Genomic DNA, 25,409 nt, shown 5'->3' with positions numbered 1-25,409 from the left:
TGCTCGGTTCCCGACACAGCCCGGGTGGACGTGCGACAGGCGAGCATTTGCGACCATGGGCCGTTGGCTGTATTGCTCTTTGGATCGTCCACGCAGAGTGTCCGGCATGCTTCCTTCCGAATTCCTTTCCGCCTCCAACCGCCTCACGATCGATCTCGGCGCGCTTGCCGACAATTGGCGGGCGATGAACGCCCGCTCCGGCAAGGCGCGGGCGGCAGCGATCTTGAAGGCGAACGCCTACGGGCTCGGTATCGAGCACGCCGCCCCTACCCTCTATGCGGCCGGCGCACGTGACTTCTTCGTTGCCAATGCCGAGGAAGGTGCCGAGCTGCGACCCCTCGTTCCGGACGGTCGCATCTACATTCTCGCCGGCATGTGGCCGGGAAACGAAGAGCTCTTCTTCGACAACGATCTCGTGCCCATCATCAATTCCGAGGAGCAGCTTGCCGTATTCATGGCCGCACTTTCCGAGCGCGGTGATCACCCCTGCGTCCTGCATGTCGATACCGGCATGAACCGGTTGGGCCTCTCGGTCGAGGCCGCCGTGGCGCTTGCCAACGACCCGGCGCGGCCCGCAAGCTTCTCGCCCGTCTTGATCATGAGCCACCTCGCCTGCGCCGACGAACCGCAGCATCCGTTGAACGCCTACCAGCTCGCGCGTTTCCGCGAGACAACCGCTGCGTACGAGGGTGTCGATGCCAGCCTTGCAAACTCCGGCGGCGTCTTCCTCGGCGCCGACTACCATTTCGAGCTCACCCGGCCGGGCATTGCCGTCTATGGTGGCGAGGCGGTCAACGATGCCATCAACCCGATGACGCCTGTCGTGACCGCCGAAGCCAGGATCATCCAGATCCGCGAAGTTGCCGCCGGAGGCACCGCCAGCTACGGCGCCTCCGCCCGCTTCGACAGGGACAGCCGCATCGCCACTGTCGCGGTCGGCTACGCCGATGGCTACCATCGCTCGGTTTCCGGCGGCGGCGTGACTCTGCGGCAGGCAACTCCGTCAGGGGCATTCGGCTTCCTGCACGGCAAGCGCGTGCCGCATGTGGGCCGCGTCACCATGGACCTCAGCCTGTTCGACGTCACCGACCTTCCGGCAGGTGCAGCACGCCCGGGCGATTATATCGAGCTCTTCGGCCGCAACATCGCCATTGACGACGTCGCGCGCGCCGGCGGTACGATCGGTTACGAACTGCTGACCAGCCTCGGACATCGCTACGTCAGGAACTATGTCGGCGCCGTCTGACGCGGCTTTCGCAGGTATTCCTTGCAGCCTTCGCTAAAATTCACCTTCTGTTCCGCGTTTCGCGGCATTATGTGACGACAAAGGTGATTCTCCTGTCACTGACGGTATCGCTCCACGCGACCGCCGGTGACGCTCCAGATTTCGAAAGTCGAACTTAATGGCGAAAGCTCGCACACAATTCATCTGCCAGAACTGTGGCACCGTCCACACCCGCTGGGCGGGCAAATGCGAAGGCTGCGGCGAGTGGAACACCATCGTCGAGGAGGATCCGACGGCAGGCATCGGCGGCGGTCCGTCGCGCGCACCGAAGAAGGGCCGCCCGGTGGCGCTCACGACGCTTTCCGGCGAGATCGAGGATGCGCCGCGCATCCAGACCGGCATTTCGGAACTGGACCGGGTGACCGGCGGCGGCTTCGTGCGGGGCTCGGCGCTGCTCGTCGGCGGTGATCCGGGGATCGGCAAATCGACGGTGCTGATGCAGGCGGCCGCAGCACTCTCGCGCCGCAAGCACCGCGTCATCTACGTCTCCGGCGAAGAGGCGGTGGCGCAGGTGCGGCTGCGTGCGCAGCGCTTGGGTGCGGCTGACAGCGACGTGCTGCTTGCCGCGGAGACCAATGTCGAGGACATCCTCGCGACGCTCGCCGATGGCAAACGGCCCGACCTCGTCATCATCGACTCGATCCAGACGCTCTGGAGCGACATCGTCGATTCGGCGCCCGGCACGGTGACCCAGGTTCGGACCGGCGTGCAGGCGATGATCCGCTTTGCCAAGCAGACAGGAACCGCCGTCGTGCTCGTCGGCCATGTCACCAAGGAAGGGCAGATTGCCGGCCCGCGCGTCGTCGAGCACATGGTCGATGCGGTGCTCTATTTCGAAGGCGACCGCGGTCACCACTATCGCATTCTACGCACCGTCAAGAACCGCTTCGGCCCGACCGACGAGATCGGCGTCTTCGAGATGTCCGACAAGGGGCTGCGCGAAGTCGCCAACCCGTCCGAGCTGTTTCTCGGCGAGCGCAACGAGAAATCGCCGGGAGCGGCTGTCTTTGCCGGCATGGAAGGCACGCGCCCTGTTCTCGTCGAAGTCCAGGCGCTCGTCGCGCCGACTTCGCTCGGCACGCCGCGGCGCGCTGTCGTCGGCTGGGACTCCGCCCGGCTGTCGATGATCCTCGCCGTACTCGAGGCCCATTGCAGCGTGCGGCTCGGCCAGCACGACGTCTATCTCAATATCGCCGGCGGTTACCGCATTTCGGAGCCGGCCGCCGATCTAGCTGTGGCTTCCGCACTGGTTTCATCGCTTGCCGGGCTTGCCCTTCCTGCGGATTGCGTCTATTTCGGCGAAGTCAGCTTGTCGGGCGCCATCCGGCCGGTTGCGCATACCGCACAACGCCTTAAAGAAGCCGAGAAACTCGGGTTCTCACAGGCGGTTCTGCCATCCGCTTCCACCGAGTTGCCGAAAAACGGCAATGGCCGATGGAGCGAAATGGAAAGCCTGCCGGATCTGGTGGCGCGCATCGCGGGATCGCGACACGCGCTGAGGCCGGCGGAGGAGGCAGACTGACGAGGCGGATGCCGCAGACCGAGGTCTAAGTGCTACAGCGACCTTTGCGCGCCCGAAAGGACGCGCGGCGCTGTAGGGGGCCGCGAGAAAGGCTGCAAATGCCCTACTGCATGTTTCCTTTGATCGTAGCCGATCAAAGGACAAAAACATGCAGCACATCAAAGTGGTACAGCGGCCTTTGTGCGTCTGATAAGACGCGCGGCGCTGTAACATCAGGCAGGGCCGATGGCGGATAGGCTTGAGGAGACCCGGACGAACCGGGTCCGGAGTAAGGACAAAATGCCCATTACAATTCTCGACGGTATCGTTCTCGGCGTCGCCCTGTTTTCCGCAATCCTGGCCATGGTTCGAGGCTTCTCGCGCGAAGTGCTCTCGGTCGCAAGCTGGGTGGGCGCGGCCGCAGCCGCCTATTTCCTCTACCCGCAGCTGCTGCCCTACGCCAAGCAGTACACCAACAGCGATACGGTCGCATTGATCGGATCGGCGGCGGTGATCTTCCTGGTCGCGCTGATCATCATTTCCTTCATCACCATGCGGATTGCCGATTTCATCATCGACAGCCGCATCGGCGCGCTCGACCGCACCCTCGGCTTCCTGTTCGGTGCCGCCCGCGGCATCCTGCTGGTCGTCGTCGCCATGCTGTTCTTCAACTGGCTCGTAGCGCCACAGCAGCAGCCGACCTGGGTCACCCAGGCGAAATCGAAGCCGCTGCTCGACAATCTCGGCAACAAGCTGATCGCGCTGCTGCCTGAAGAAGCCGACGCCACCATTCTCGACCGCCTGCGCGGCAAGGACACGACCGGCGAAGGTGAAGGCGAAGCGCCGGCGGTCACCCCCGGCCAGACACCGTCGACGACGCCCGAGCAGGCGCCTGCCGACGACGCACCGGCCACCAACGGCTGAGACAGGAACGATTTGCCGACAAAGCCCGCCCCGCGGGCTTTGTCCTTTTGGGGAATAACGCTTGCAGCCGTTTTCAGCTAAGATCGCTTGAAGATGGCGGGCCTGATCACGATATGCGCACCGGTACGGAGCAAAGGCGACTGTGATGACCGATCTGAGATCCATGGAAATCCACGATGAACTCGAAGGCGATGAGCTGCACGAAGAGTGCGGCGTCTTCGGCATATTGGGGCATTCGGACGCGGCGGCGCTGACGGCGCTCGGCCTGCATGCGCTCCAGCATCGCGGCCAGGAAGCTGCCGGCATCGTCACCTTCGACGGCAAGCAGTTCTACACCGAAAAGCGCATGGGCCTCGTCGGCGACCACTACACGGACCCGGCGACGCTGGCAAAGCTCCCGGGCTTCATGTCCATCGGCCACACCCGCTACTCGACGACCGGTGAAGTGGCGCTGCGCAACGTCCAGCCGCTCTTTGCCGAACTCGAAGTCGGCGGCATCGCGGTCGCCCACAACGGCAACTTCACCAACGGCCTCACCCTTCGCCGTCAACTGATCGCCGATGGCGCTATCTGTCAGTCGACCTCCGACACCGAAGTCGTCCTGCACCTGATCGCCCGCTCCAAGCAGGCCTCCTCCTCCGACCGCTTCATCGACGCCATCCGCCAGATGGAAGGCGGCTACTCGATGCTGGCGATGACGCGCACCAAGCTCATTGCGGCGCGCGACCCGATCGGCATCCGCCCGCTCGTCATGGGCGAACTCGACGGCAAGCCGATCTTCTGCTCCGAGACCTGTGCGCTCGACATCATCGGCGCCACCTATGTCCGCGACGTCGAAAACGGCGAAGTGATCATCTGCGAAATCCAGCCCGACGGTTCGATCACCATCGATGCGCGCAAGCCTGAGATATCGCAGCCCGAGCGGCTCTGCCTCTTCGAATACGTCTATTTCGCCCGGCCCGACTCCGTCGTCGGCGGCCGCAGCATCTACGTGTCGCGCAAGAACATGGGCATCAATCTCGCCAAGGAGTCGCCCGTCGAGGCGGACGTCGTGGTTCCGGTGCCGGACGGCGGCACGCCGGCCGCTCTCGGCTATGCCCAGCAGAGTGGCATCCCCTTCGAATACGGCATCATCCGCAACCACTATGTCGGCCGCACCTTCATCGAGCCGACGCAGCAGATCCGTGCCTTCGGCGTCAAGCTCAAGCACTCGGCCAACCGCGCGATGATTGCCGGCAAGCGGGTCGTGCTGGTCGACGATTCGATCGTGCGCGGCACGACCTCGGTGAAGATCGTGCAGATGATGCGGGACGCCGGCGCGCGCGAAGTGCATATCCGCGTCGCGAGCCCCATGATCTTCCATCCGGACTTCTACGGCATCGACACGCCGGATCGTGATAAGCTGCTCGCCAACCAGCATGCCGACCTCGCCTCCATGTGCCGCTACATCGGCGCGGACTCGCTCGAGTTCCTGTCGATCGACGGCCTCTATGAGGCGGTCGGCGGCGAAAAGCGCGATCCCAAGGCGCCGCAGTTCACCGACCACTACTTCACCGGGGACTATCCGACCCGTCTTCTCGACCAGGAAGGCGCCAGCAATGTCCGCAAACTCTCGGTTCTCGCCAGCAACGGATAATCAGACAATAAAATGACGATCGATCTCAAAGGCCGGGTGGCCGTGGTCACCGGCGCATCGCGCGGTATCGGCTACTTCACCGCTCTCGAACTGGCCAAGGCCGGTGCCCATGTCGTCGCCTGCGCGCGCACCGTCGGCGGGCTCGAAGAACTCGACGACGCGATCAAGGCCGCGGGCGGCGCGGCGACGCTGGTGCCGTTCGACCTCGCCGACATGGCAGCGATCGACAAGCTCGGCGGCGCGATCAACGAACGCTGGGGCAAGCTCGACATCATGGTCGCCAATGCCGGCGTCCTCGGCACGATCTCGCCGATCGGCCATGTCGAGGCCAAGGTGTTCGAGAAGGTGATGAACATCAACGTTACCGCCACCTGGCGGCTGATCCGCTCGCTCGAGCCGCTGCTGATCAAGTCGGACGCCGGCCGCGCGCTGATCCTGTCGTCCAGCGCCGCGCACAAGTGCAAACCTTTCTGGGGCCCCTACTCCGCGTCGAAGGCAGCCGTCGAGGCTCTTGCCCGCACCTGGGCCGGCGAGACGCAGCGCCTGCCGCTGCGCATTCTCTCCGTCGATCCCGGCGCCACCCGCACGGCGATGCGCGCACAGGCAATGCCCGGCGAGGATCCGGAGACCGTGCCGCATCCTTCAGAGGTCGCGGCCAAGCTGCTTGCGCTCGTCGGTCCGCAGCAGACCGAGACCGGCAAGCTCTATATCGTCCGCGAAGACAAGATCGTCGACTACCGGATGCCGGAGTAATCCTCGAGGACTTACCCAAACGGAAAAGGCCATCGTGTCGCCACGGTGGCCTTTTCCTTTACCTGAGCTGGAGCTCAATCATTCCTTGTCACCGGGCAGGCCATCGCCGCCCGTCGATGGATGGGCCGGCCAATCGCCGCCATATTTGCGCTGCCAGGAGCGCGCGCCGAAGGGCAGCGTGATCAGGTAGCCAAGCGCCGTCACCGCCATCGTCTCCCACGTGTAGGTCATCAGCGTCGCGACATAGAAGACGACACCGAGAATGGCCGGCAGGACGAGATCGCGGCGGACGCGGCTGTTTTCCGACTTGCCGGACCAGACCGGCAGGCGGCTGACCAGCAGGAAGGCGATCAGCACGGTGTAGCCCGATGCAATCAGCGCGAAGGTGCGCTCCGGAGCCAGGCCCAGGAGGCCGAGGTAGACCGGAAGCAGGACCAGCATGGCGCCCGCGGGCGCCGGCACGCCGACGAAATATTCCGACTGCCACGGCGCCTTGGACTGGCGCTCGGCCATGACGTTGAAGCGCGCAAGCCTGAGGCCACAGGCGATCGCGTAGATCAGCGCCGCGATCCAGCCGATCGAGCGGGCCTGATCCAGGATGAAGACATAGAGCACGAGCGCCGGTGCCACGCCGAAATTGATGATATCGGCGAGCGAGTCCATCTGGCCGCCGAAATTCGACGTCGCCTTCAGGAGGCGGGCGACGCGGCCGTCAATGCCGTCGAGAAAGGCCGCCAGCAACACCATGGCAACGGCGAGCTCGATGCGGTTTTCGAAGGCGAGCCGAATGCCCGAGAGACCCGCACAGATCGCCAGCACCGTGATCAGGTTCGGGATCATCAGGCGCAGCGGTATCTCGCGCAGCCGAGGGCCGCGACCGGTGTCGTTTGAACCGCTCGCGTCGCCGCCGACTTTCAGCGGTTCGGCCGGTTTTTCCTGTTCAGAGCCTTCCATGTACACTCCTTATGCGCGACGGCTGAGGACCGGGCCCTTGGCCGAGCCGAATTCGGCGAGCACGGTTTCACCCGCTACGGCAGTCTGCCCGACGCTGACGCGCGGTTCGGCTCCTGCGGGCAGGAAGACGTCGAGGCGTGAGCCGAAACGGATCAGGCCAAAGCGTTCGCCGGCGTCCAGCGAGCCGTTTTCATATTTCCAGCAGAGGATGCGGCGGGCAACGAGGCCGGCGATCTGGACGACGCCGATCGCGCCGTGCTTCGTGTCGATCACGAGGCCGTTGCGCTCGTTCTCGTGGCTGGCCTTGTCGAGTTCGGCGTTGACGAACTTGCCGGTGCGATAGGCGACGCGGGTGATCGTGCCGGCCATCGGCGCACGGTTCACATGGCAATTGAACACGTTCATGAAGACCGAGATGCGGAGCATCGGTTCCGAGCCGAGATTCAGCTCTTCCGGCGGCATCACCGTGGCGATCGAAGAAACGCGGCCGTCGGCCGGGCTGATCACCAGATCGTCGTCGATCGGCGTCATGCGCTCCGGGTCCCGGAAGAAATAGGCACACCAGGCGGTCAGCACGAAGCCGATCCACATCAGTGGCTCCCACAGGAAGCCAAGCACCAGCGACACGACGAAGAAGATCGCAATGAAGCGATAGCCTTCCTTGTGCACCGGGACGAGCGTGTTGCGGATCGTATTGACCAGGCTCATAAACTCTACTCCAGATTTTCCGTGGAACGTGAACTACCGCGAAATGCCCCAGCGGGCAACGCCACCCGCCCCATAGCGACAAAACGCGTCGCGACCAGCAAACATCCTCAGACCGCCGGCTCGCCGCGCGTGACGATGCCGAGATCGTCGTTTTCGCGCACCCGCTTCAGTTGCTCTTCCGCCTGCGTCGCTTCGCGCTGGCGGCTCCACATCGAGGCATAGAGGCCATCGCGGTCGATCAACTCGCCATGGGTGCCGCGCTCGGCGATGACGCCATCCTTCAGCACGATGATCTCGTCGGCATTGATCACCGTTGAGAGCCGGTGCGCGATGACGAGCGTCGTCCGATTGCGCGAGACCACGTCGAGCGCCGACTGGATTTCCTGCTCGGTCCGGGTGTCGAGCGCCGAGGTCGCCTCGTCGAGGATCAGGATCGGCGGCGCCTTGAGGATCGTGCGGGCGATTGCGACGCGCTGCTTCTCGCCGCCGGAGAGTTTGAGGCCGCGCTCGCCGACCATGGCCTGGAAGCCTTCCGGCAGCGTGCGGATGAAGCCGGCGATCTGTGCGGCCTCGGCGGCCGCTTCGACTTCGGCCGCGCTCGCCGAAACCCGGCCGTAGCGGATGTTATAGGCAATCGTGTCGTTGAAGAGCACGGTATCCTGCGGCACCATGCCGATGACCGAGCGCAGGCTCTTCTGCGTCACCGTGCGTACGTCCTGGCCGTCGACGGTGATCGCCCCTTCCTGCACGTCGTAGAAGCGATAAAGCAGCCGGGAGAGCGTCGACTTGCCGGCGCCCGACGGGCCGACGACGGCAACGGTCTTGCCGGCGGGCACCTCGAATGTGATGCCCTTGAGGATCGGTCGGGCCGGATCATAGGCGAAGTGCACGTCCTTGAAGGTGATGGCGCCCTTGCCGATGACGAGCTCGGCGGCATCGGGGCGATCCACCACTTCCGCCTGAACGTCGAGCAGGTCGAACATATGCTCGATATCCGTCAGGCCCTGGCGGATTTCGCGGTAGACGAAGCCGATGAAATTGAGCGGGATCGCGAGCTGGATCAGCATGGCGTTGACGAAGACGAAGTCGCCGAGCGTCTGCTCGCCGCGCTGAACGGCAAGCGCCGACATGATCATCATGACGGCCGTGCCGGCACCGAAGATCAGCGCCTGACCGAAGTTGAGCCAGCCGAGCGAGGTCCAGACCTGCGTCGCCGCCTTTTCATAGCGCTCCATCGACTTGTCGAAGCGTCGGGCCTCCATCTCCTCGTTACCGAAATACTTGACCGTTTCGAAGTTCAGGAGCGAGTCGATCGCCTTGGTATTGGCGTCCGTGTCGCTGTCATTCATCGAGCGGCGAATGGCGATGCGCCAGTCGCTCGCCTTGACCGTGAACCAGATGTAGAGCCAGACGGTGACGGCGGTCGCGAAGAGATAGCCGAAGCCGTAGCCCCACCAGAAGATCACGGCCGTCAGCAAGAACTCGATAAGGGTTGGCAAGGTGTTCAGGATGGTGAACCGGACGATCGTCTCGATGCCCTTCGTGCCGCGTTCGATGATGCGCGAAAGCCCGCCGGTGCGCCGCTCCAGATGGAAGCGCAGGGAGAGCTGGTGCATATGCACGAAGGTCTTGTAGGCGAGCTGGCGGACGGCGTGCTGGCCGACGCTTGCAAACAGCGCGTCGCGGAGCTGATTCAGTCCAGCCTGCAGCAGGCGTGCCAGGTTGTAGGCAAGCACCAGCATGACGGCGCCGGTCAGGACCTCAGGCAGGAAGCCCATAACGTCCGGCTTGCCATTCAGCGCGTCCGTCGCCCATTTGAAGGAATAGGGAACGAGGATCAGAACGACCTTGGCGATGATCAGAATGACCGTTGCCCAGATGACCCGGAGCTTGAGGTCGGCCCTGTCCGTCGGCCACATATAGGGCCAGAGATTGGCAATCGTCTGCAACGGATTGCTCGTATCGGCCGAAACAGTTTTCTTCTGGGGTGCCACGTTCTGATCCGCTCTTACGTTTCGCGCTGCTTGACGGCCGCGAAGCCCCACGAGCCCTGCCGCGCCGCGCTTTCCCTCTACAACGCCACGCGTCTTATCAGACGCGCAAAGGTCGCTGTAGCCCTTTGACTTGCTGCATGTCTTCGGCCTCAAATCGAGGTCGCTTCAGGCCGCAGCCCGAGACAAACAGCGCCGTCATCACCGTTCAATGAAAAGCGGCGCCTCGTTGAAGGCGCCGCCCTGGATCGAGAAATAGGCATCCATCGCCGCCGCCGCAATGTGCAGGCGGACGATCAGTTGCCTATTGCTCGTGTTTCATGTGCTTTCTGTGAATCTCGCGGGATTCGTCATCGGGCAACGCCTTATCCGGCACGCCGAAAACCTGCCCCGGGCGAATGCGGTCCGGGTCTTCGATCTGGTCCTGGTTGGCAAGGTAGATCGTGGTGTAGCGCAGGCCGGCACCATAGACGCGACGCGAAATCTGCCACAGCGTATCGCCGCGACGGATGATCACCGAGGACTTGCTCTCCTTGAGCGGCTCCTGCTGGACGGTCTGCGGCCCTTCCTGCTGGGGGGCAGCGGCTGCGGCTTCCGTGCCTTGTGCCGGAGTCGTCGTGGCGTCGCTGGCCATCGCGCTGCCTGCGCCCATGACCTTCGCCAGTTCACCCGGCGCAGGGGCATTGCCCTTCTGCTGGGCTTGCCCGTCCGATGCCGGCGTCGCGCTGCCGCGCTCGGCCAGAACCGGGCCGACGGTCGCATCGACCTTGGCAAGCGCCGAGGCAACGCTCGGCGCATCCTGCGGCGCCGCCTTCAAGGCTGCCAGCGCGTCGGCTGCCGCCTTGGAAGCCCGTGCCGCGGCCGCCGCCAGCGCCTGATCGGAACCGTCGGCAAGCCGGAAATCCGCCAGCGACTTCAGTGCAATTTCCGTCGCGGAACGCGCCGCGGCAAGCTGCTCGCCGCTCGGAACCTTGCCGTTGGCATAAAGTCCCTTCAAGAGGGCCAGCGCCTTGCCGGCCTCGGCGCGCACGCCATCAAGACCGGCTGTCGCCGAAGGCGTGCCCGACGGCGCGACTGCGGCAACCTGGGAGCCGACGGGGCGATCAAAGGGAACCGATGCGCGCATGGCGACCTTGGTGCCATCCTCGTTCAGCATGTCGGCGCGGATGATGTGGCTGCCCACGGTCAACTCGACCTCGCCATCGACAACGAAATTGCCCTTGTCATCGGCCTTGATTTCGCCGATCAGCTTGTCATCCGCATAGACGCGCACCAGCGCATGCGGCTTGGCGCTGCCCGCGACGAACATCTTGCTTCCTTCGATCTCGACCGCAGTCACCTGCAGGCCGGGAACGCCAGCCGTCTTTGCCGGTGCCGAAGACGCGTCGCCGGTTGCCAACGGCGTCTGCGATGCGACCTCAGCCGGCTTACCGTCGGTTGTCGGCGCGGTTTCGCCCTTGGCCGCTTCCGGCGTCGTGATCAGGCGGCTTGCTTCACCCGGCTTGGACACCATGGCGAGAAGCTGCCCCGAGGGGTCCTTGGGAACCGAAACGGTCGCGACTTCCTCGGAGGTTTTCACGGCGCCGTCATCACCGGTGCTGCGCAGCGTCAACTGATAGTCGCCGGCGGGCAACGGCTTGTCGAACACCGCTGCGAAGTCGCCCGTCCCGCCGACATCGGCCGTACCGACAACGGCATCGCCACTCAGGATCTCGAGCTTAGAACCGGGCTGCGCGTGCCCAGCGATGACGGTCGATCCATCAGGCTCCACACGCAACACGTCGAACCCGGGAACGGCAGAGTTTTCGGCGGGTGCGTTCGTCGCAGCAGCGTTTGTCGTCGCGCTGGCGGCCTCACCGGCCTTGGTGTCCAGCGGCTTCGCCGTTCCTTCGGTCGCTTGCGGGCCAGAAGCGGTTTCGTTCGACTGTGTCGCATTGCCTGCCGCTGGCTCTTCCGCCGGCTTCTTGGCGTCACCACGCAGGTTCGGCTGCACCACGAATACCATCAACGCTGTTGCTGCCACGAGGACAGTAATGGCCACCCAGCCGGCCTTATTTTTTATCATGCCACTCTCCACACGGAGCGGAGCAGAACTCCGCGCATGCCCTCTCATCGGCCTGCGGTGCGGGCTAACGCCATGCATTATAGCGCAACAGCAAGCAACCGTCCGATTTCTTCAATCAATCCCTGAAATTGCTAGCGATTCCTGATTCGCCATACAAGCTACCGGTCGCCCGGCAAACGGCGGAAAACCGGCTTTCCCCTCATTTTTCTTGACCCTTGCTGCGGTGCAATGTCTTTTGGGGGTATGAGCACCGAAAGCACCACGATTCGATCCATCTGCGTCTATTGCGGTTCACAGCCCGGACGCGACAATGCCTATATGGAAGCCGGCCGCGCACTTGGCCGCTCGATTGCCGATCACGGGCTGCGCCTCGTATATGGTGGCGGCACCCGCGGCATCATGGGAGCCGTCGCCAGCGGCGTCCTTTCGAACGGCGGCGAAGTCACAGGGATCATCCCGGAATTCCTAATGGACAAGGAAGCGACCCGCCATTCGCTCGGCCAGCTCAACGAGCTGATCGTCACCGCCGACATGCATGAGCGCAAGCACACAATGTTCGAGCGCGCCGACGCTTTCGTCGCGCTGCCGGGCGGTATCGGCACGCTCGAAGAGATCGTCGAGATCATGACCTGGGCGCAGCTCGGCCGTCACCGCAAGCCGATGGTCTTCGGCAACATCAACAATTTCTGGCGGCCGATGCTCGACCTGCTGCAGCACATGCGCGACGAAGGCTTCGTGCATACCGCACATCTCGTGCAGCCGCTGGTCGTCGATGACGCCGCTGATATCGTGCCGGCCATCCTGGCGGCTGCCAATGGTGGCAATGGCCGCGAGGGCGAGGCGGAGATCATCTCCCGTCTTTGATGGCAGCAAGCACCGACAAGGAAAAAGGCGCGGTCCACCAACGCGCCTTTTGATTTGTAGCGACTGCGAGCTTACTCCGCGGGACTTGCCTGCAGCACCCGGCGCGCCCGGCTTTCCGCCAGCATTGCGCCCGAATAGATCACCAGCGCCGCCCAGATCAGGCCGAAGGCAATGAGCTTTGCCGTGCCGAACGGCTCATGGAAGACGAAAACGGCGATCAGGAAGATCATCGTCGGGGCGATATACTGCATGATGCCGATCGTCGACAGGCGCAGCAACTTGGCACCGTTGGCATAGATCATCAATGGAATGGCGGTGACGACACCGCAGGACATCAGCCAGAGAATATCGGCCGTGCCGGTATCTCCGAAATGGCCCTGCCCGGTCGCCTCGAGCCAGATTATATAGCCGAGCGCCGGAACGCTGAGCAGCAGGACTTCCAGGAAGAAGCCCTGGTTCGGACCGACAGGCAGCGTCTTGCGGAAGAAGGCATAGAAGCCCCAGGACAGGCAAAGGCCGATCGACACCCACGGCAGGCCACCGGCGTCGAAAGCAAGGACGGCGACCGCGGAGGCCGCGAGCGCAATCGCAACCATCTGCGCCGGGTTCGGCCTTTCCTTCAGCAGCACCGCGCCGAGGAAGATCGAAAACAGCGGGTTGATGTAGTAGCCGAGCGCCGTCTCAATCGCCCGGCCAGCACCGATCGCCCAGACATAGATGCCCCAGTTGATGGTGATCAGCACGGCGGTCAGCGCCGCCATGCGCAGCATGCGCGGCGAGCCCAGCGCCACCTTGATGTCATCCGTGCGCCCGAGCCAGAGCAGAACCAGGCCAGCAAGCGGTACCGACCATACGATCCGGTGTGCCACCACTTCCGGCGCCGGAATGTGAGCGACGGCCTTCATGAAGAAGGGCAGAAAGCCCCAAAGGAGATAGGCGGTCAGCGCGAAGGCAAAGCCTTTCGCGGAATCGGTGTTTTCGGCGGGTACTTTCGCGTTCGGCTCAGCCATAACATCTTTTCCTGGTGCGTTTGCCGGCGAGCCTTGGTGGAACGAGCCGCTCTCCGATCTCTGCTGCCCGTCTCCCTAAATCGTCTCCGACCTAAGGGCAAAACATGCAGCAACACAAAGTGCGACAGCGACCTGTCTGACGGGACGCGCGGCGCTGTAGGGAAGGCGCGGCTTACCAGCCGGCGCAAGCTCCCGTAAAGCGTCCTACCCCAATGCCCGGCTATGTACCAATTCATTTCCGTGAAGGGATGGTGAGTTTTACTCATCACCCCGCCGGAGCGGACCCAGTCTTATCTCGCCGCCGACGTCATTCGGCAGCGATCAGGCCCACATGATCCCGGTTCTTCAGCAGCTTGAAGATGATGCTGTCCATCAGCGCCTGGAAGGATGCGTCGATGATGTTGTCGGAGACGCCCACCGTCCACCAGCGCGCGCCGGTTCCATCGGTCGATTCGATCAGCACGCGCGTGATCGCCTCGGTGCCGCCGTTGAGGATACGGACCTTATAGTCCGCGAGCTCGAGATCGGCGATCTCCGACTGGTACTTGCCGAGGTCCTTGCGCAGCGCGAGGTCGAGTGCGTTGACGGGCCCGTGCCCTTCGGCGACCGACATCATCGTCTCGCCATCGACCACCACCTTCACCACCGCTTCGGATACGGTCTTCAGATTGCCGTTGGCATCGAAGCGGCGCTCGACCATGACGCGGAAACTTTCGACGTGGAAGAAGTCCGGCACCGTGCCGAGGATACGGCTCGCAAGCAGCGCGAAACTCGCGTCCGCCCCCTCATAGGCATAGCCGGTCGCCTCCCGCTCCTTGACGATGGCGATCAACTTGTCGAGCTTCGGGTCGTCCTTGCTCACAGCGATGCCGCGGCGCTTCAACGCGTTGATGAAATTGGCCTTGCCGCCCTGGTCCGATACCATGACCTTGCGCAGGTTACCGATGCTCTCGGGCGCGACATGCTCGTAGGTGCGCGGATCCTTGAGCAGCGCCGAGGCATGGATGCCGGCCTTGGTGGCAAATGCGGATGCGCCGACGTAAGGGGCCTGTTGATCCGGCGAGCGGTTCAATAGCTCGTCGAAAGAATGGGCGAGCTTCGTCAGTTCCTGCAAGCGATCGGCATCAATCGCCGTTTCGAAGCGGCTGGAATAGGTCTCCTTGAGCGCGAGCGTCGGGATCAGCGTGACGAGATTGGCGTTACCGCAGCGCTCGCCGATGCCGTTCAGCGTTCCCTGGATCTGGCGCACGCCAGCCTCCACCGCAGCCAGCGAATTGGCGACCGCCTGGCCGGTATCGTTATGGGCGTGGATGCCGAGATTGGCGCCGGGCACGCCGGCGGCGATCACCGCGGCGACGATCTCGCGCACCTCAGGCGGCTGCGTGCCGCCATTGGTGTCGCAGAGCACGACCCAGCGGGCGCCGGCTTCAAAAGCCGTCTTCGCGCAGGCGAGCGCGTAGGCCGGATTGGCCTTGTAACCATCGAAGAAATGCTCGCAGTCGACCATCGCCTCACGGCCGGAGGCGACAACGGCCTCGACCGAAGCGCGGATGTTGTCGAGGTTTTCCTCGTTCGTGCAGCCAAGTGCGACCTCGACATGGTAGTCCCAGCTCTTGGCGACCAGACAGATCGCGTCGCTTTTGGCGGCAAGTAGTGCCGCGAGGCCCGGATCATTGGACGCCGAAACGCCGGCGCGCTTGGTCATGCCGAAGGCGACGAAGGATGCCCTTTGCGTGCGCTTGCTCGTGAAGAACTCGGTGTCGGTCGGGTTCGCACCGGGATAGCCGCCCTCGATGTAATCCATGCCGAAGCCGTCGAGCAGGCTCGCAATCGCAATCTTGTCCTCGACCGAAAAGTCGATGCCGGGCGTCTGCTGCCCGTCCCGTAGCGTCGTGTCGAAGAGGTAGATGCGTTCCCTGGTCATGGCTAATCGTCCAACTGCTCTGTTCTTGCTTGGTCTTACTCGGTCTTGCCTGCGTATCTGTCCGTGGCGCGGATCAGCCGGTCGAGAATGCCCGGCTCGGAATAGGCGTGCCCTGCCCCCTCTATCAGATGCAAATCGGATCCAGGCCAGGCCTTATGCAATTGCCAGGCATATTTCGCCGGGCACGGCATGTCGTAGCGCCCATGGATGATAACCCCGGGAATGCCGTGAAGCCGGTGAACATCCCGCAACAATTGGCCATCCTCCATCCAGCCGGCATTGACGAAGAAGTGGTTTTCGATGCGCGCGAAGGCGTCGGCGTACTCGTCGTCCTCGAAAGGAGCGCTGGTCGACAATTCCGGCAGCAGCGTAATCGTCTCGCCTTCCCAGATGCTCCAGGCCTTTGCCGCCGCAAGGCGCGTTGCCTTGTCGTCGCTCATCAGGCGACGGTGATAGGCGTGCATCATCTCGTGCCGCTCTGCTTCCGGTATGGGCGCGATGAACCGCTCCCACTTGTCCGGGAACATTTCCGAGACGCCGAATTGATAGTACCAGTCGAGTTCGGCTTTCGTCAGCGTATAGATGCCGCGCAGCACGAGTTCCGAAACGTGCTCCGGATGCTTCTCGGCGTAGGCGAGCGCAAGCGTCGATCCCCAGGAACCGCCGAAGACCAGCCACTTGTCGACCCCGGCCTGTGCGCGCAGCAGCTCGATATCGGCAACGAGATGCCATGTGGTGTTGGCCTCAATCTTCGCATGCGGTGTCGACTTGCCGCAGCCGCGCTGATCGAACAGGGTCACATCATAGAGTGCCGGATCGAACAGACGGCGATGGTTGGCAGAAATCGTGCCGCCGGGTCCGCCATGCAGGAAGACGGCGGGCTTGGCGCCTGGCGTGCCGACCCTTTCCCAATAGATCACGTGACCGTCGCCGACATTGAGGTGACCCGAGGCATAGGGTTCGATTTCCGGATAGAGCGTACGCAGTACAGTCGTCATTTTCAGTCTTTCGTCAGCGGCCAATGCACGGTGTCGTAGTCCGGGTGCTGGCGGTTCGTTTCCAGTACGATCAGATGGCGGGTGGCGGACACCTCGCTGCCATCGTCCGTCTCTTTTTCCGGCAGCCCGGCGAGCCGCGAGAACCAGAGGACTCGAGACTCGACGCCCGCCTGATAGAGGGGCAACACATCATCCGGATCGTCGAGCGAGCCGAGCGTGATGTTGATGAAACCCGCATCCGGCATGTCGTAAAACAGCGGCGTGCCGCAGTGGCTGCAGAAGCCGCGACGGACCAGATGCGACGAGCGGAACCAGGACGGCTGGCCGCGGGTAATGTCAAAACTGTCACGCGCGACGTTCGCCAGCGGCATGAAGTAGTTCCCGGCCGCCTTCTGACACATTCGGCAATGACAGATATGCGGATCTGCGAGCGTGCCCTCGGCGCGGTAGCGGACGGCGCCACACTGGCATCCACCGGTATAGATGCGGGAGATGGTCACCGGAACGCTCCCGAAGGATGCCATTGATCGGTTTCATGGTCCGGGTGCTGGAAGGAGATGATACGTTCCTGCCGCGCGTAGAAGTCCGGATCCTCCAGGACCGGCTGCTCGAAGATCGTCTCGACCCAGGGAAGGCGCGAGGCGTAGTTAACCTGGATCTTCGGCGCGAGATCGGTGCGATCGTCAAAGGTGCCGATCGCGATCTCGAGGCCGCCGGGGTGCCGGTAGGTCATCGGCGTGCCGCATTTCGGGCAGAAGCCGCGATCGATGTTGACCGAGGACTGGAAGTAGCTCGGCTCGTCCCGCACCCATTCGACGCCATCTTTCGGCGCCGTCACCAGCGCGGAGAAGAACGAGCCGAATTGCTTCTGGCACATGCGGCAATGGCAGATCGACGGGCGGCCGAGTTGGCCGCGGATACGGAAGCGGACTGCGCCACACTGGCAGCCGCCTGTTCGAACGTTTTCGCTCATCGTCTTTCCTCCGGGGGCCAGGTTTCGGTGTCGTGGTCGGGATGCTGGTAGGAAACGAGATTGGTCAAGAATTCGACCGCGTCCGGATCTTCCATCGTAGCAACGCCGGGCAATTCCGATATGTGATCGGTATAGGGCAACTTGCGCTCGATCCCCCATTGGATGGTCGGCACGATGCCCTGCGGTTCGTCGAAGGCGGCAATGGCCAGCGCCATTCCGTCCGGCGCCTCATAGGTCAGCGGCGTACCGCAATCACCGCAGAAACCGCGCCGTGCTGCGTTGGAGGACTGAAAGCGCTTGGGTTCGCCGCGCGTCCAGGTGACATGCGCGCCGCGAACCGAAACCAGCGGCATATAGAAGTTGCCGCTCGCTTTCTGACACATGCGGCAATGGCAGACGGAGGCGTCGCCGAGCCTGCCCTCGACACGGAAACGGACCGCGCCGCACTGGCAGCCGCCAGTATAATAGGGCCTGTTGTCGAGACTCATCGCAACTCCTCCTCAGCCCGGCGCGTGGCAGACGGCTTCGATATTGTTGCCGTCGGGATCGATCACGAAGGCCCCGTAGTAGTCGGGGTGGTAGTGCGGCCTCAGTCCCGGCTTGCCATTGTCGCGCCCGCCGGCCGCCATCGCCGCTTCGTAGAAGGCATCGACTTCCGCGCGGTTCCGCGCCGAAAACGCATAGTGCCGACCCGGGCCAGCCGCAGCCACTTCGTGCAACCAGAAGACCGGCCGTTCGCGGCCATAGCCGCCGACTCTGACGCCGCCGGTATGTTCCACCGGCACCATCATCAGCAGCGAGGCGCCGAGCGGAGCGAAGGCCTTGTCGTAGAACGACCGCGCCCGGTCGAAATCCGCGACCGGGATGCCCGTATGGTCGATCATCGCACGAACTCCTCTTTCATGCATGCTCTCCGCGTTTCCGCCGCCCCCCGGATGGCTCTGTCCGAGCCCGATCAATGCGACCGGACAAAACGCGCCGCCGGGTTCGCGATCACCGCTTGATATCCCAAGTCGTCACACGCTCGCCGGTTGCCGGATCCTTGCCGTCCTTGAGCTGGATTCCTTGCGCCACAAGATCGTCGCGGATCTTGTCGGCCTCGGCGAAGTTCTTCGCCTTCAGCAGTTCCAAGCGGGCACGGACACGGCTGTCGATGTCGTGCACCACGGCGTCGTCCAGTTCGACCGCCTCGGGCACGACGCCAATGAGGGCCGCACTGGCGGCGAAGGTGCCGAGCAGCTTCGGATTGGCCGCCGCCTTCTGGGCGAGCGCATGGAGCGCCTGAACGGCAGCGACGGTGTTGAGATCGTCCGCAAGTGCGGCAACCACCGCCGGATCGGCCTCGCCCGCTGCATCGCCCGGCACCGGCCACTTGGAAAGCAGATGTTCGGCTTCCTCCAGCCGCTTCACCGAAAAATCGATCGGCTCGCGATAATGCGTCATCAGCATGGCGAGCCTCAGCACTTCGCCCGGCCACTGGCGGCCGGCGAACTTTTCGGTGTGCAGCAACTCGTAGATGGTGACGAAGTTGCCTTCCGACTTCGACATCTTGCGGCCTTCGACCTGCAGGAAGCCGTTGTGCATCCAGACATTCGCCATCACCTCTGTGCCGTGGGCGCAACGCGACTGGGCGATCTCGTTCTCATGGTGCGGGAAGATCAGGTCTAGCCCGCCGCCGTGAATGTCGAAGACCTCACCGAGATAGCGTCCGCTCATGGCCGAGCACTCGATATGCCAGCCCGGGCGGCCCCTGCCCCATGGACTTTCCCAACCCGGCTCGTTATCGGCCGAGAGCTTCCACAGCACGAAGTCGCCCGGGTTCTTCTTGTGCGCTTCCACGGCGATGCGGGCGCCTGCCTGCTGTTCGTCGAGGTTGCGCTTCGAAAGCTGGCCATAGTCGGCCATCGACTTGGTATCGAACAGCACCTCGCCGCCGGCCTGATAGGCGTGGTCCTTGGCGATCAGCTTCTCGATGATCTCGATCATCTGAGCGATGTTGTCGGTCGCCCGCGGCTGCACGTTCGGATCGAGGCAGCCGAGCGCCTTGGCATCCGCAAGGAACTGGGTTTCGGTCTTCTCCGTCACGCGCCGGATCGCTTCGTTGAGCGGCAGCGTCGGATAATCGCGCAGCGCCCGCGCGTTGATCTTGTCGTCGACGTCGGTGATGTTGCGAACATAGGTGACGTGATCGGCACCATGGACATGGCGCAAAAGCCGGAACAAAACGTCGAAGACGATCACCGGCCGGGCATTGCCGATATGGGCATAGTCATAGACCGTCGGGCCGCAGACATACATGCGGACGTTGTCGGGATCGATCGGCCGGAAGTCGACCTTTTCCCGCGTCAGCGTGTTGTACAGCTTCAATGTCGGCGCTCCGCCCATTCCCATTCTCCAATACGCTTACAACCGTCGAAATACGGCGCCCGGAAGGCCCGCGCGTTTGTCATCTTGGATTTTAGGAGACGAAAACGGCCAGGCCAGCGGGACGCTAGCGAATAATCTTCCGGCAGATAATGCAGATAACCGTTTTCATGCGCTCACTTATCGCGCGTCACCCGATTTCGGTCAAGAGGTCAGCCGCATGCAAGCACAGTCGGCTATCGAAACGGAAACGGCGGCCATGGATTTGTCATGATTAGGCTTATCTGGGAGCGCCATGCGGAGAACAGATTCGCGGTGTAGTTGGTTCTGCACCACGGGTTCCTGTCTCCGGAGAACAGGGAGGAGCATCGTTTTCGCGCCAAAAGACGAAAACGGAATGTATCCGGTTCGGGAAAGCATCAGAGCGGGATGAGGAAAAGTGCGTGCGGTTGTCCGCCCGCAGCCCGCTCTAACTTATTAGAAACGGTCACGTTTATGAATTTGGGTCGATCCGACCCAAATTCATCGTGATCTAAGGAGTGAGTGCAAGTGAAAGCCGCAAAGACCAAAGAAATCGCCAAGCCAACCAATCTCGTCGAACAGTACCGTCCGCTCGGCCTGAAGGCCGTGCTCGCCGCTGCACTGCAAGCGAAGGGAAAGTCGGCGACCAAACTGACCAAGCGGCCCGCCTAACCCCTGGGTTGTTCGATCAAAACAGCGACATCTGCCCGCTATCGGGCATGTCCGGTTTGCTTCTGCCCTTAGGCTGGACATCCAATATCGTCTTGGGTGTCACCGCGTCCTGAATGTCCGGGCCGGTATTGGCGACCTTGTTGACCTTGTCGGAGACAGGGATTGCCTCGAAATAATCCTCCGCCGCCGGACCGAAGAGATCCGCGACGTCGCGCGGCTCCTGCGTCTTGCAATCCAGCCAACGGGCAAAATCCTCGGGCTGGATGACGACGGGCATGCGGTCGTGGATCTGCCGGATGGAGCTGTTGGCTGCCGTCGTGAGGATCGCAGCGGTGTCGACCTCGGAACCGTCGGCCGACGACCAGGTTTCCATCAGGCCGGCGAAGGCGACAATGCCGCCCTTTCGCGGCCGCACCCAGTAGGCCTGCGACGGCTCGCGGCTGCCTTTCGGCGGCCTGCGCCATTCGTAGAAGCCCGAGGCCGGAACGAGGATGCGACGGTGTCGCATGGCGGCGCGAAACGACGCCTTTTCGATCGCCGATTCGGCGCGGGCATTGACCAGCAGCGGAAAATCGCGCGGGTCCTTGACCCAGCCAGGCATGAATCCCCAGCGCACGAGAACGGCCTTGCGCTCGGGAAGGTTACTGCCGGGCTCAGCGCGCTCACCTGCGACGACGACCATGATCGGCTGTGTTGGCGCTATGTTGAATCGCGCCGGAAAGTCATCGCTTTCCAGCAGGCCGAACAATTCCATGAGTTCTTCCGGCGTCGCCGTCAGCGCAAAACGTCCGCACATGACACGGATGTCGCACTTCACGTAGGATGGGTCAACGTTACTGAGGCAATTTGATTCCCCAATGTCGACCAAGCCCGAACTCGCCTCCTCCGTCATTCTCGAACGCGACGGCCGCTACCTGCTCGTAAGGCGGGCCAATCCGCCGTCAGCCGACATGTACGCCTTTCCCGGCGGACGGGCAGAACCCGGAGAGACGCCGGCTGAAACAGCACTGCGCGAGCTTTGGGAAGAGACGGGCATCAAAGCCCGCAATCCCGTGCTGTTTGAAACCTACGACCTGCCTGGCAAGGAATCGGAAGGACGCCATTTCCTGCTCTCGGTCTTCAGAGCGGAGGCGAGCGCCGATGCGGTTGCCATTGCCAGTGACGATGCAGCCGGGCTTGGCTGGTTCACGCCCGCCGAAATCTTTGCCTTGCCGATCCCGGACAGCGTGCGCGAATGCGTGGAAAGGCTCGCAAACATCGGCACGGAATCCAGCCGCGGCCTTGAAACCGCCGTCAATTCAGGCTTGGTGAAGCCATGATCACTGCCCCGATCCTTGCGCGGCTCGCCCTGGCCGGTTTCGCGCTGACAGCCGCCACCGGTGCGACGGCGCAAAAAACGACGTTGAACGAACCGGCGACGACCGAGGCCACCGCCCCGGCCCCCGTGGTCGCGGAAGAGAAACCCACGCCCTACGACCAGAGATTGATTCGACTTTCCGAAATTCTTGGTTCTGTCCATTATCTCAGGAACCTTTGCGTCAAGGAGCCCGAGGACGTCTGGCGCCGTTCGATGCAGGAATTGATCGACAAGGAGACGGCAGACGAGATCAAACGGCGTGAAAGGATGACCGCGGCCTTCAACCGTGGGTATCGCACCTTCGCCTCCGTTTATACCACCTGCACGGGACCGGCGATCGTCGCCGAGCAGCGATACCGTGCCGAAGGCGCAACACTTGCGTCAGAAATCGTCGCCCGCTTTGGAAATTAGCAAGAAATTAACCTCTTTTCTCACGACCCCGTGTCGTTTCGGGAAAAGGCTGCTAAGTTCGTTAAGAGAGTGGTAAGAAGTGGCGAGTCCGTCACGGTCGTTCAGTTGGAGTTCAGCCGGACGGCCAAAAAAATGAACCGCTTGCACAATGGAAGTCGCATGGAACGAATGATGGAACCAAGCCTGACCGACATCGATGACATGATCGTCCACGAGAAAATGCAGGCTGCGCTGGAACACCAGAGCGAGGCCTGGGCGGACGGCATGGCTGATGGTATCGAGCCGGAAATCATCGCCGATGCGGCCATTGCGCTCGCCATGCGGGAAACCGTTCGGCTTCATGGCGAAGATGGTGCCGAAGCAATGCTCAATTCGCTTCGCGAGCGCGTGCTCGCCGGTGAATTCTCGCCCCAGCGCACGCTTCAGTAATATCAGGACTGCCCGATGAGTCGGAATCTTGCAAACCGGACCCTTCCGGTTCGCCTCGCTACGCTGCTTTTGGCCGGTGTCGCCTTGAGCACCCAGGCAGCGTTCTCCCCCGCCTTTGCTCTCAGCGAATTGCAGGGCGCGCCGCAACCCGTTCCCACCGAACAGCCCGCTGCCGGCGACCAGAAGACGCCGCCGCCCGTGGCCGAGCCCGTCGCAGAGGAGCCGGAAGAGGAAGAAAAGCTTCCGCTCGAAATCCCCATGCCCGATCCGCTGATCAACAAGTCAGCGACGATCACCAAGGACGAGGCTCCCACGGCCGAGGAGCCGGAGCCGGCCGGGCCTGTCGAGGTCTTGACCGACGTTTCCAAGATACCGGCGCCGGTAGCCCGGATGCGCGAGCTGATCGTCGAGGCGGCTGCTTCCGGCGATATCGAGCGCCTGCGCCCGCTGCTCGGCAAGGGCCCGAACCAGACCCAGGTCACTGGCGTCACCGGCGACGAAGACCCGGTTGCGATCCTGAAGAGCCTCTCGGGCGACCAGGAAGGCGTCGAGATTCTGGCGATCCTGCTCGACGTGCTGTCGACCGGCTTCGTGCTGGTGGACAAGGGCACGCCGCAGGAGGCCTATGTCTGGCCCTATTTCGCCGAAAAGAAGCTCTCCACGCTGACGGCACCGGAAAAGGTCGACCTGTTCCGGCTGGTCACCGCCGGCGACTTTGCCGACATGGAAGAGTTCGGCAGCTATAACTTCTACCGCGTCGGCATCATGCCGGACGGAAAGTGGAAATTCTTCATCGCCGGCGACTGACCGCCGGCGACCGCGCTTGCCGATCCTCTCCGAACATCCTACCTCTTCGCCAAGAGATCACGAAGGTACCAGGTCGAGTCGACCGGGATTGCCGTCGTGATCGGTCTTTGTTGTTACGCATTTCCGAACGCAAAACTGCTACGCATTTTTGCTGGAAATGCTCTACAGCGCCGCGCGTCCTATCGGACGCGCAAAGGTCGCTGTAGCACTTTGAAGTGCTGCATGTTTTTCCTTTAATCGGCTACGATTAAAGGAAACATGCAGTAGGTTAGAGCGGGGTTCCCACCCCACCGAGCAGGATTCGAACGATGCCCAGAGTTCGCCTCGACGACCGCGCGATTGTCGCCGTCTCCGGCAAGGACGCAGAAGATCTTCTCCAGGGATTGATCACCACCGACCTCGACGCGCTGGCACCCGACGAAGCGCGTCCCGGCGCGCTTCTGACGCCGCAGGGCAAGATCCTGTTCGACTTCATGATTTCCCGCGACGGCGACGGCCTCCGCCTGGAGACCGCGCGCGACCAGGCGGAGGCGCTGCTGAAGCGCCTGACGATGTACAAGCTTCGCTCGGCGGTGGAGCTGTCGATCGATGCGTCGGCCGCTGTCACTGTGATATTTGACGAAACAGCGCCTGAGGGTGCCTACCGGGATCACCGGTTCGAGAAGGCCGGGATAACGCTCTTCCGCAGCTATGGGGACGCAGCCGGCGACACCGCCAGTGTCGAAGAACTCGAGCGGCTTCGCATTGCGTCAGGCGTTGTGGTCTCCGGCGCCGACTATGTCCCACAGGATGCTTTTCCGCATGACGTTCTCCTGGACAAGAACGGCGGCCTTTCCTTCAAGAAGGGCTGCTATGTCGGCCAGGAAGTGGTGTCTCGGATGCAGCACCGCGGCACGCCGCGCCGCCGGGTCGTGATCGTTTCTGCCGAAACGGCACTCCCCCCGAGCGGGACGACGATCACCGCGAATGAGAAAGCCATCGGCGCACTGGGCACCGTCCAGGGCAAGTCTGCGCTTGCGATCGTGCGCATCGATAAGGCCGGCGAGGCCATGGCGAATGGGATCCCGCTGCTTGCCGGCGATGTGGCGGTGACCATGATTCTGCCCGAATGGACCGGGCTCTCCTTCCCGACGAGCGCCGACGAGGCAAGCGCGTGACGACGACCCGCGCCTGGCAGCGTATGCTCTCCGGCCGCCGGCTGGATCTTCTCGATCCGTCACCGCTCGACGTCGAGATCAGCGATATCGCCCATGGGCTGGCGCGCGTTGCGCGCTGGAACGGCCAGACCGCCGGCGACCATGCCTTCTCGGTGGCGCAGCACAGCCTGATGGTCGAGGACATCTTTCGCCGCAGCTACAAATGCAGCGCCGACGACTGCCTGCTGGCCCTTCTGCACGACGCGCCGGAATATGTGATCGGCGACATGATCTCGCCATTCAAGGCCGTGGTCGGCGGCGGCTACAAGTCGGTGGAGAAGCGGCTGGAAAGTGCCATCCATCTCAGATTCGGCCTGCCGCCTCATTGCTCCAAGGAGCTGAAGGATCGCATCAAGAAGGCCGATCATGTCGCTGCCTATTTCGAAGCGACGGTGCTCGCCGGCTTTTCCGTGGAGGAGGCGCGCAAATTCTTCGGCCAGCCGCGCGGCATCACCCGCGAAACGCTGCTGATCGATCCCTTGCCGGCAGTCGAGGCGCAGCGGTTGTTCACGGAGCGGTTTCAGGTTCTGGAAGCGCAGCGCCTGCCGGCGCGAGCGGACATCTGA

Annotated in this window: 26 protein-coding genes; 13 read left to right on the top strand and 13 right to left on the bottom strand. The window is 63.0% G+C overall.

Annotated elements, in window-relative coordinates; genetic code table 11:
* Positions 1-106: 106 nt before the first annotated feature.
* The 5 genes from alr (at position 107) to QM996_RS04295 (ending at position 6,099) form a co-directional block, all read left to right on the top strand.
* The gene (alr, locus tag QM996_RS04315; protein ID WP_500269446.1) at positions 107-1,246 is read left to right on the top strand and encodes an alanine racemase; all 1,140 of its coding nucleotides are present in this window, start codon (positions 107-109) and stop codon (positions 1,244-1,246) included.
* Between the two features lie 157 nt (positions 1,247-1,403).
* A complete protein-coding gene (gene radA, locus QM996_RS04310) occupies positions 1,404-2,807 on the top strand; it encodes a DNA repair protein RadA (RefSeq protein WP_500269445.1) in 1,404 nt (467 codons plus the stop codon).
* 279 nt (positions 2,808-3,086) lie between these two features.
* A complete protein-coding gene (locus tag QM996_RS04305) occupies positions 3,087-3,710 on the top strand; it encodes a CvpA family protein (RefSeq protein ID WP_500269444.1) in 624 nt (207 codons plus the stop codon).
* Between the two features lie 145 nt (positions 3,711-3,855).
* A complete protein-coding gene (gene purF / locus QM996_RS04300) occupies positions 3,856-5,346 on the top strand; it encodes an amidophosphoribosyltransferase (protein WP_500269443.1) in 1,491 nt (496 codons plus the stop codon).
* A gap of 12 nt (positions 5,347-5,358) precedes the next feature.
* The gene (locus tag QM996_RS04295; protein WP_500269442.1) at positions 5,359-6,099 is read left to right on the top strand and encodes a Rossmann-fold NAD(P)-binding domain-containing protein; all 741 of its coding nucleotides are present in this window, start codon (positions 5,359-5,361) and stop codon (positions 6,097-6,099) included.
* Positions 6,100-6,177: 78 nt separating this feature from the next.
* Here the strand turns inward: QM996_RS04295 and pssA are convergent, their stop codons facing one another.
* The 4 genes from pssA to QM996_RS04275 form a co-directional block, all read right to left on the bottom strand.
* Positions 6,178-7,053, bottom strand: coding sequence for a CDP-alcohol phosphatidyltransferase family protein (pssA, locus tag QM996_RS04290; protein ID WP_500269441.1), 876 nt, complete (start codon positions 7,051-7,053; stop codon positions 6,178-6,180).
* Between the two features lie 9 nt (positions 7,054-7,062).
* A complete protein-coding gene (locus QM996_RS04285; protein WP_500269440.1) occupies positions 7,063-7,761 on the bottom strand; it encodes a phosphatidylserine decarboxylase in 699 nt (232 codons plus the stop codon).
* Positions 7,762-7,868: 107 nt separating this feature from the next.
* Positions 7,869-9,755 (bottom strand): ABCB family ABC transporter ATP-binding protein/permease, encoded by a 1,887-nt coding sequence (locus QM996_RS04280; protein WP_500269439.1) that lies wholly within the window; start codon positions 9,753-9,755, stop codon positions 7,869-7,871.
* Between the two features lie 301 nt (positions 9,756-10,056).
* Complete coding sequence (locus QM996_RS04275) at positions 10,057-11,817, bottom strand: LysM peptidoglycan-binding domain-containing protein (RefSeq protein WP_500269438.1); 1,761 nt, start codon at positions 11,815-11,817, stop codon at positions 10,057-10,059.
* A 243-nt stretch (positions 11,818-12,060) separates the two neighbouring features.
* Between QM996_RS04275 and QM996_RS04270 the strand changes: the two genes are divergently transcribed.
* Positions 12,061-12,681 carry an LOG family protein gene (locus QM996_RS04270; protein WP_500269437.1) on the top strand — a complete coding sequence of 207 codons (621 nt, stop codon included), beginning with the start codon at positions 12,061-12,063 and terminating at the stop codon, positions 12,679-12,681.
* Positions 12,682-12,752: 71 nt separating this feature from the next.
* Here the strand turns inward: QM996_RS04270 and rarD are convergent, their stop codons facing one another.
* From rarD to cysS, 8 genes are all read right to left on the bottom strand, one after another.
* Positions 12,753-13,691, bottom strand: coding sequence for an EamA family transporter (rarD, locus tag QM996_RS04265; protein WP_500269436.1), 939 nt, complete (start codon positions 13,689-13,691; stop codon positions 12,753-12,755).
* A 307-nt stretch (positions 13,692-13,998) separates the two neighbouring features.
* Positions 13,999-15,615 carry a (R)-citramalate synthase gene (gene cimA, locus QM996_RS04260; RefSeq protein ID WP_500269435.1) on the bottom strand — a complete coding sequence of 539 codons (1,617 nt, stop codon included), beginning with the start codon at positions 15,613-15,615 and terminating at the stop codon, positions 13,999-14,001.
* Positions 15,616-15,650: 35 nt separating this feature from the next.
* Positions 15,651-16,613, bottom strand: a complete 963-nt coding sequence (gene pip / locus QM996_RS04255) for an alpha/beta hydrolase family protein (protein WP_500269434.1) — start codon at positions 16,611-16,613, stop codon at positions 15,651-15,653.
* 2 nt (positions 16,614-16,615) lie between these two features.
* Complete coding sequence (locus QM996_RS04250; RefSeq protein WP_500269433.1) at positions 16,616-17,137, bottom strand: GFA family protein; 522 nt, start codon at positions 17,135-17,137, stop codon at positions 16,616-16,618.
* Positions 17,110-17,586 (bottom strand): GFA family protein, encoded by a 477-nt coding sequence (locus QM996_RS04245; protein ID WP_500269432.1) that lies wholly within the window; start codon positions 17,584-17,586, stop codon positions 17,110-17,112. The genes QM996_RS04250 and QM996_RS04245 overlap by 28 nt, the downstream gene beginning before the upstream one ends.
* Entirely contained in the window at positions 17,583-18,074 is a 492-nt protein-coding gene (locus QM996_RS04240) for a GFA family protein (protein ID WP_500269431.1), read from the bottom strand. Before QM996_RS04240 ends, QM996_RS04245 begins: the two co-directional genes overlap by 4 nt.
* A 12-nt stretch (positions 18,075-18,086) precedes the next feature.
* Entirely contained in the window at positions 18,087-18,470 is a 384-nt protein-coding gene (locus QM996_RS04235) for a VOC family protein (RefSeq protein WP_500269430.1), read from the bottom strand.
* A 109-nt stretch (positions 18,471-18,579) separates the two neighbouring features.
* The gene (gene cysS, locus QM996_RS04230; RefSeq protein WP_500269429.1) at positions 18,580-19,971 is read right to left on the bottom strand and encodes a cysteine--tRNA ligase; all 1,392 of its coding nucleotides are present in this window, start codon (positions 19,969-19,971) and stop codon (positions 18,580-18,582) included.
* A gap of 528 nt (positions 19,972-20,499) precedes the next feature.
* On the opposite strand from cysS, the gene QM996_RS04225 reads away from it, so the two are divergent.
* Positions 20,500-20,643 carry a hypothetical protein gene (locus QM996_RS04225; protein WP_173516032.1) on the top strand — a complete coding sequence of 48 codons (144 nt, stop codon included), beginning with the start codon at positions 20,500-20,502 and terminating at the stop codon, positions 20,641-20,643.
* A 16-nt stretch (positions 20,644-20,659) separates the two neighbouring features.
* Here QM996_RS04225 and QM996_RS04220 read toward each other — a convergent pair whose 3' ends face one another.
* Complete coding sequence (locus QM996_RS04220; protein ID WP_500269428.1) at positions 20,660-21,439, bottom strand: SOS response-associated peptidase; 780 nt, start codon at positions 21,437-21,439, stop codon at positions 20,660-20,662.
* Positions 21,440-21,500: 61 nt separating this feature from the next.
* On the opposite strand from QM996_RS04220, the gene QM996_RS04215 reads away from it, so the two are divergent.
* The 6 genes from QM996_RS04215 (at position 21,501) to QM996_RS04190 (ending at position 25,409) form a co-directional block, all read left to right on the top strand.
* Positions 21,501-21,962, top strand: coding sequence for an NUDIX hydrolase (locus tag QM996_RS04215; RefSeq protein WP_500269427.1), 462 nt, complete (start codon positions 21,501-21,503; stop codon positions 21,960-21,962).
* On the top strand, positions 21,959-22,411 hold the full coding sequence (locus tag QM996_RS04210; RefSeq protein WP_500269426.1) for a TIGR02301 family protein: 453 nt from the start codon (positions 21,959-21,961) through the stop codon (positions 22,409-22,411). Before QM996_RS04215 ends, QM996_RS04210 begins: the two co-directional genes overlap by 4 nt.
* Positions 22,412-22,570: 159 nt before the next feature.
* Positions 22,571-22,840, top strand: a complete 270-nt coding sequence (locus QM996_RS04205; protein WP_093232155.1) for a hypothetical protein — start codon at positions 22,571-22,573, stop codon at positions 22,838-22,840.
* Between the two features lie 15 nt (positions 22,841-22,855).
* Positions 22,856-23,647: a hypothetical protein gene (locus QM996_RS04200; RefSeq protein WP_500269425.1), complete on the top strand. Its 792-nt coding sequence runs from the start codon at positions 22,856-22,858 to the stop codon at positions 23,645-23,647.
* 308 nt (positions 23,648-23,955) lie between these two features.
* Positions 23,956-24,804, top strand: a complete 849-nt coding sequence (ygfZ, locus tag QM996_RS04195; protein ID WP_500269424.1) for a YgfZ/GcvT domain-containing protein — start codon at positions 23,956-23,958, stop codon at positions 24,802-24,804.
* Positions 24,801-25,409, top strand: coding sequence for a YfbR-like 5'-deoxynucleotidase (locus tag QM996_RS04190; RefSeq protein WP_173516026.1), 609 nt, complete (start codon positions 24,801-24,803; stop codon positions 25,407-25,409). Before ygfZ ends, QM996_RS04190 begins: the two co-directional genes overlap by 4 nt.

This window comes from Sinorhizobium chiapasense (assembly GCF_045277575.1).
In the GTDB taxonomy this organism is placed as follows: Bacteria; Pseudomonadota; Alphaproteobacteria; order Rhizobiales; family Rhizobiaceae; genus Ensifer; species Ensifer chiapasense_A.
This window is presented reverse-complemented; position numbering and strand designations above follow the sequence as displayed.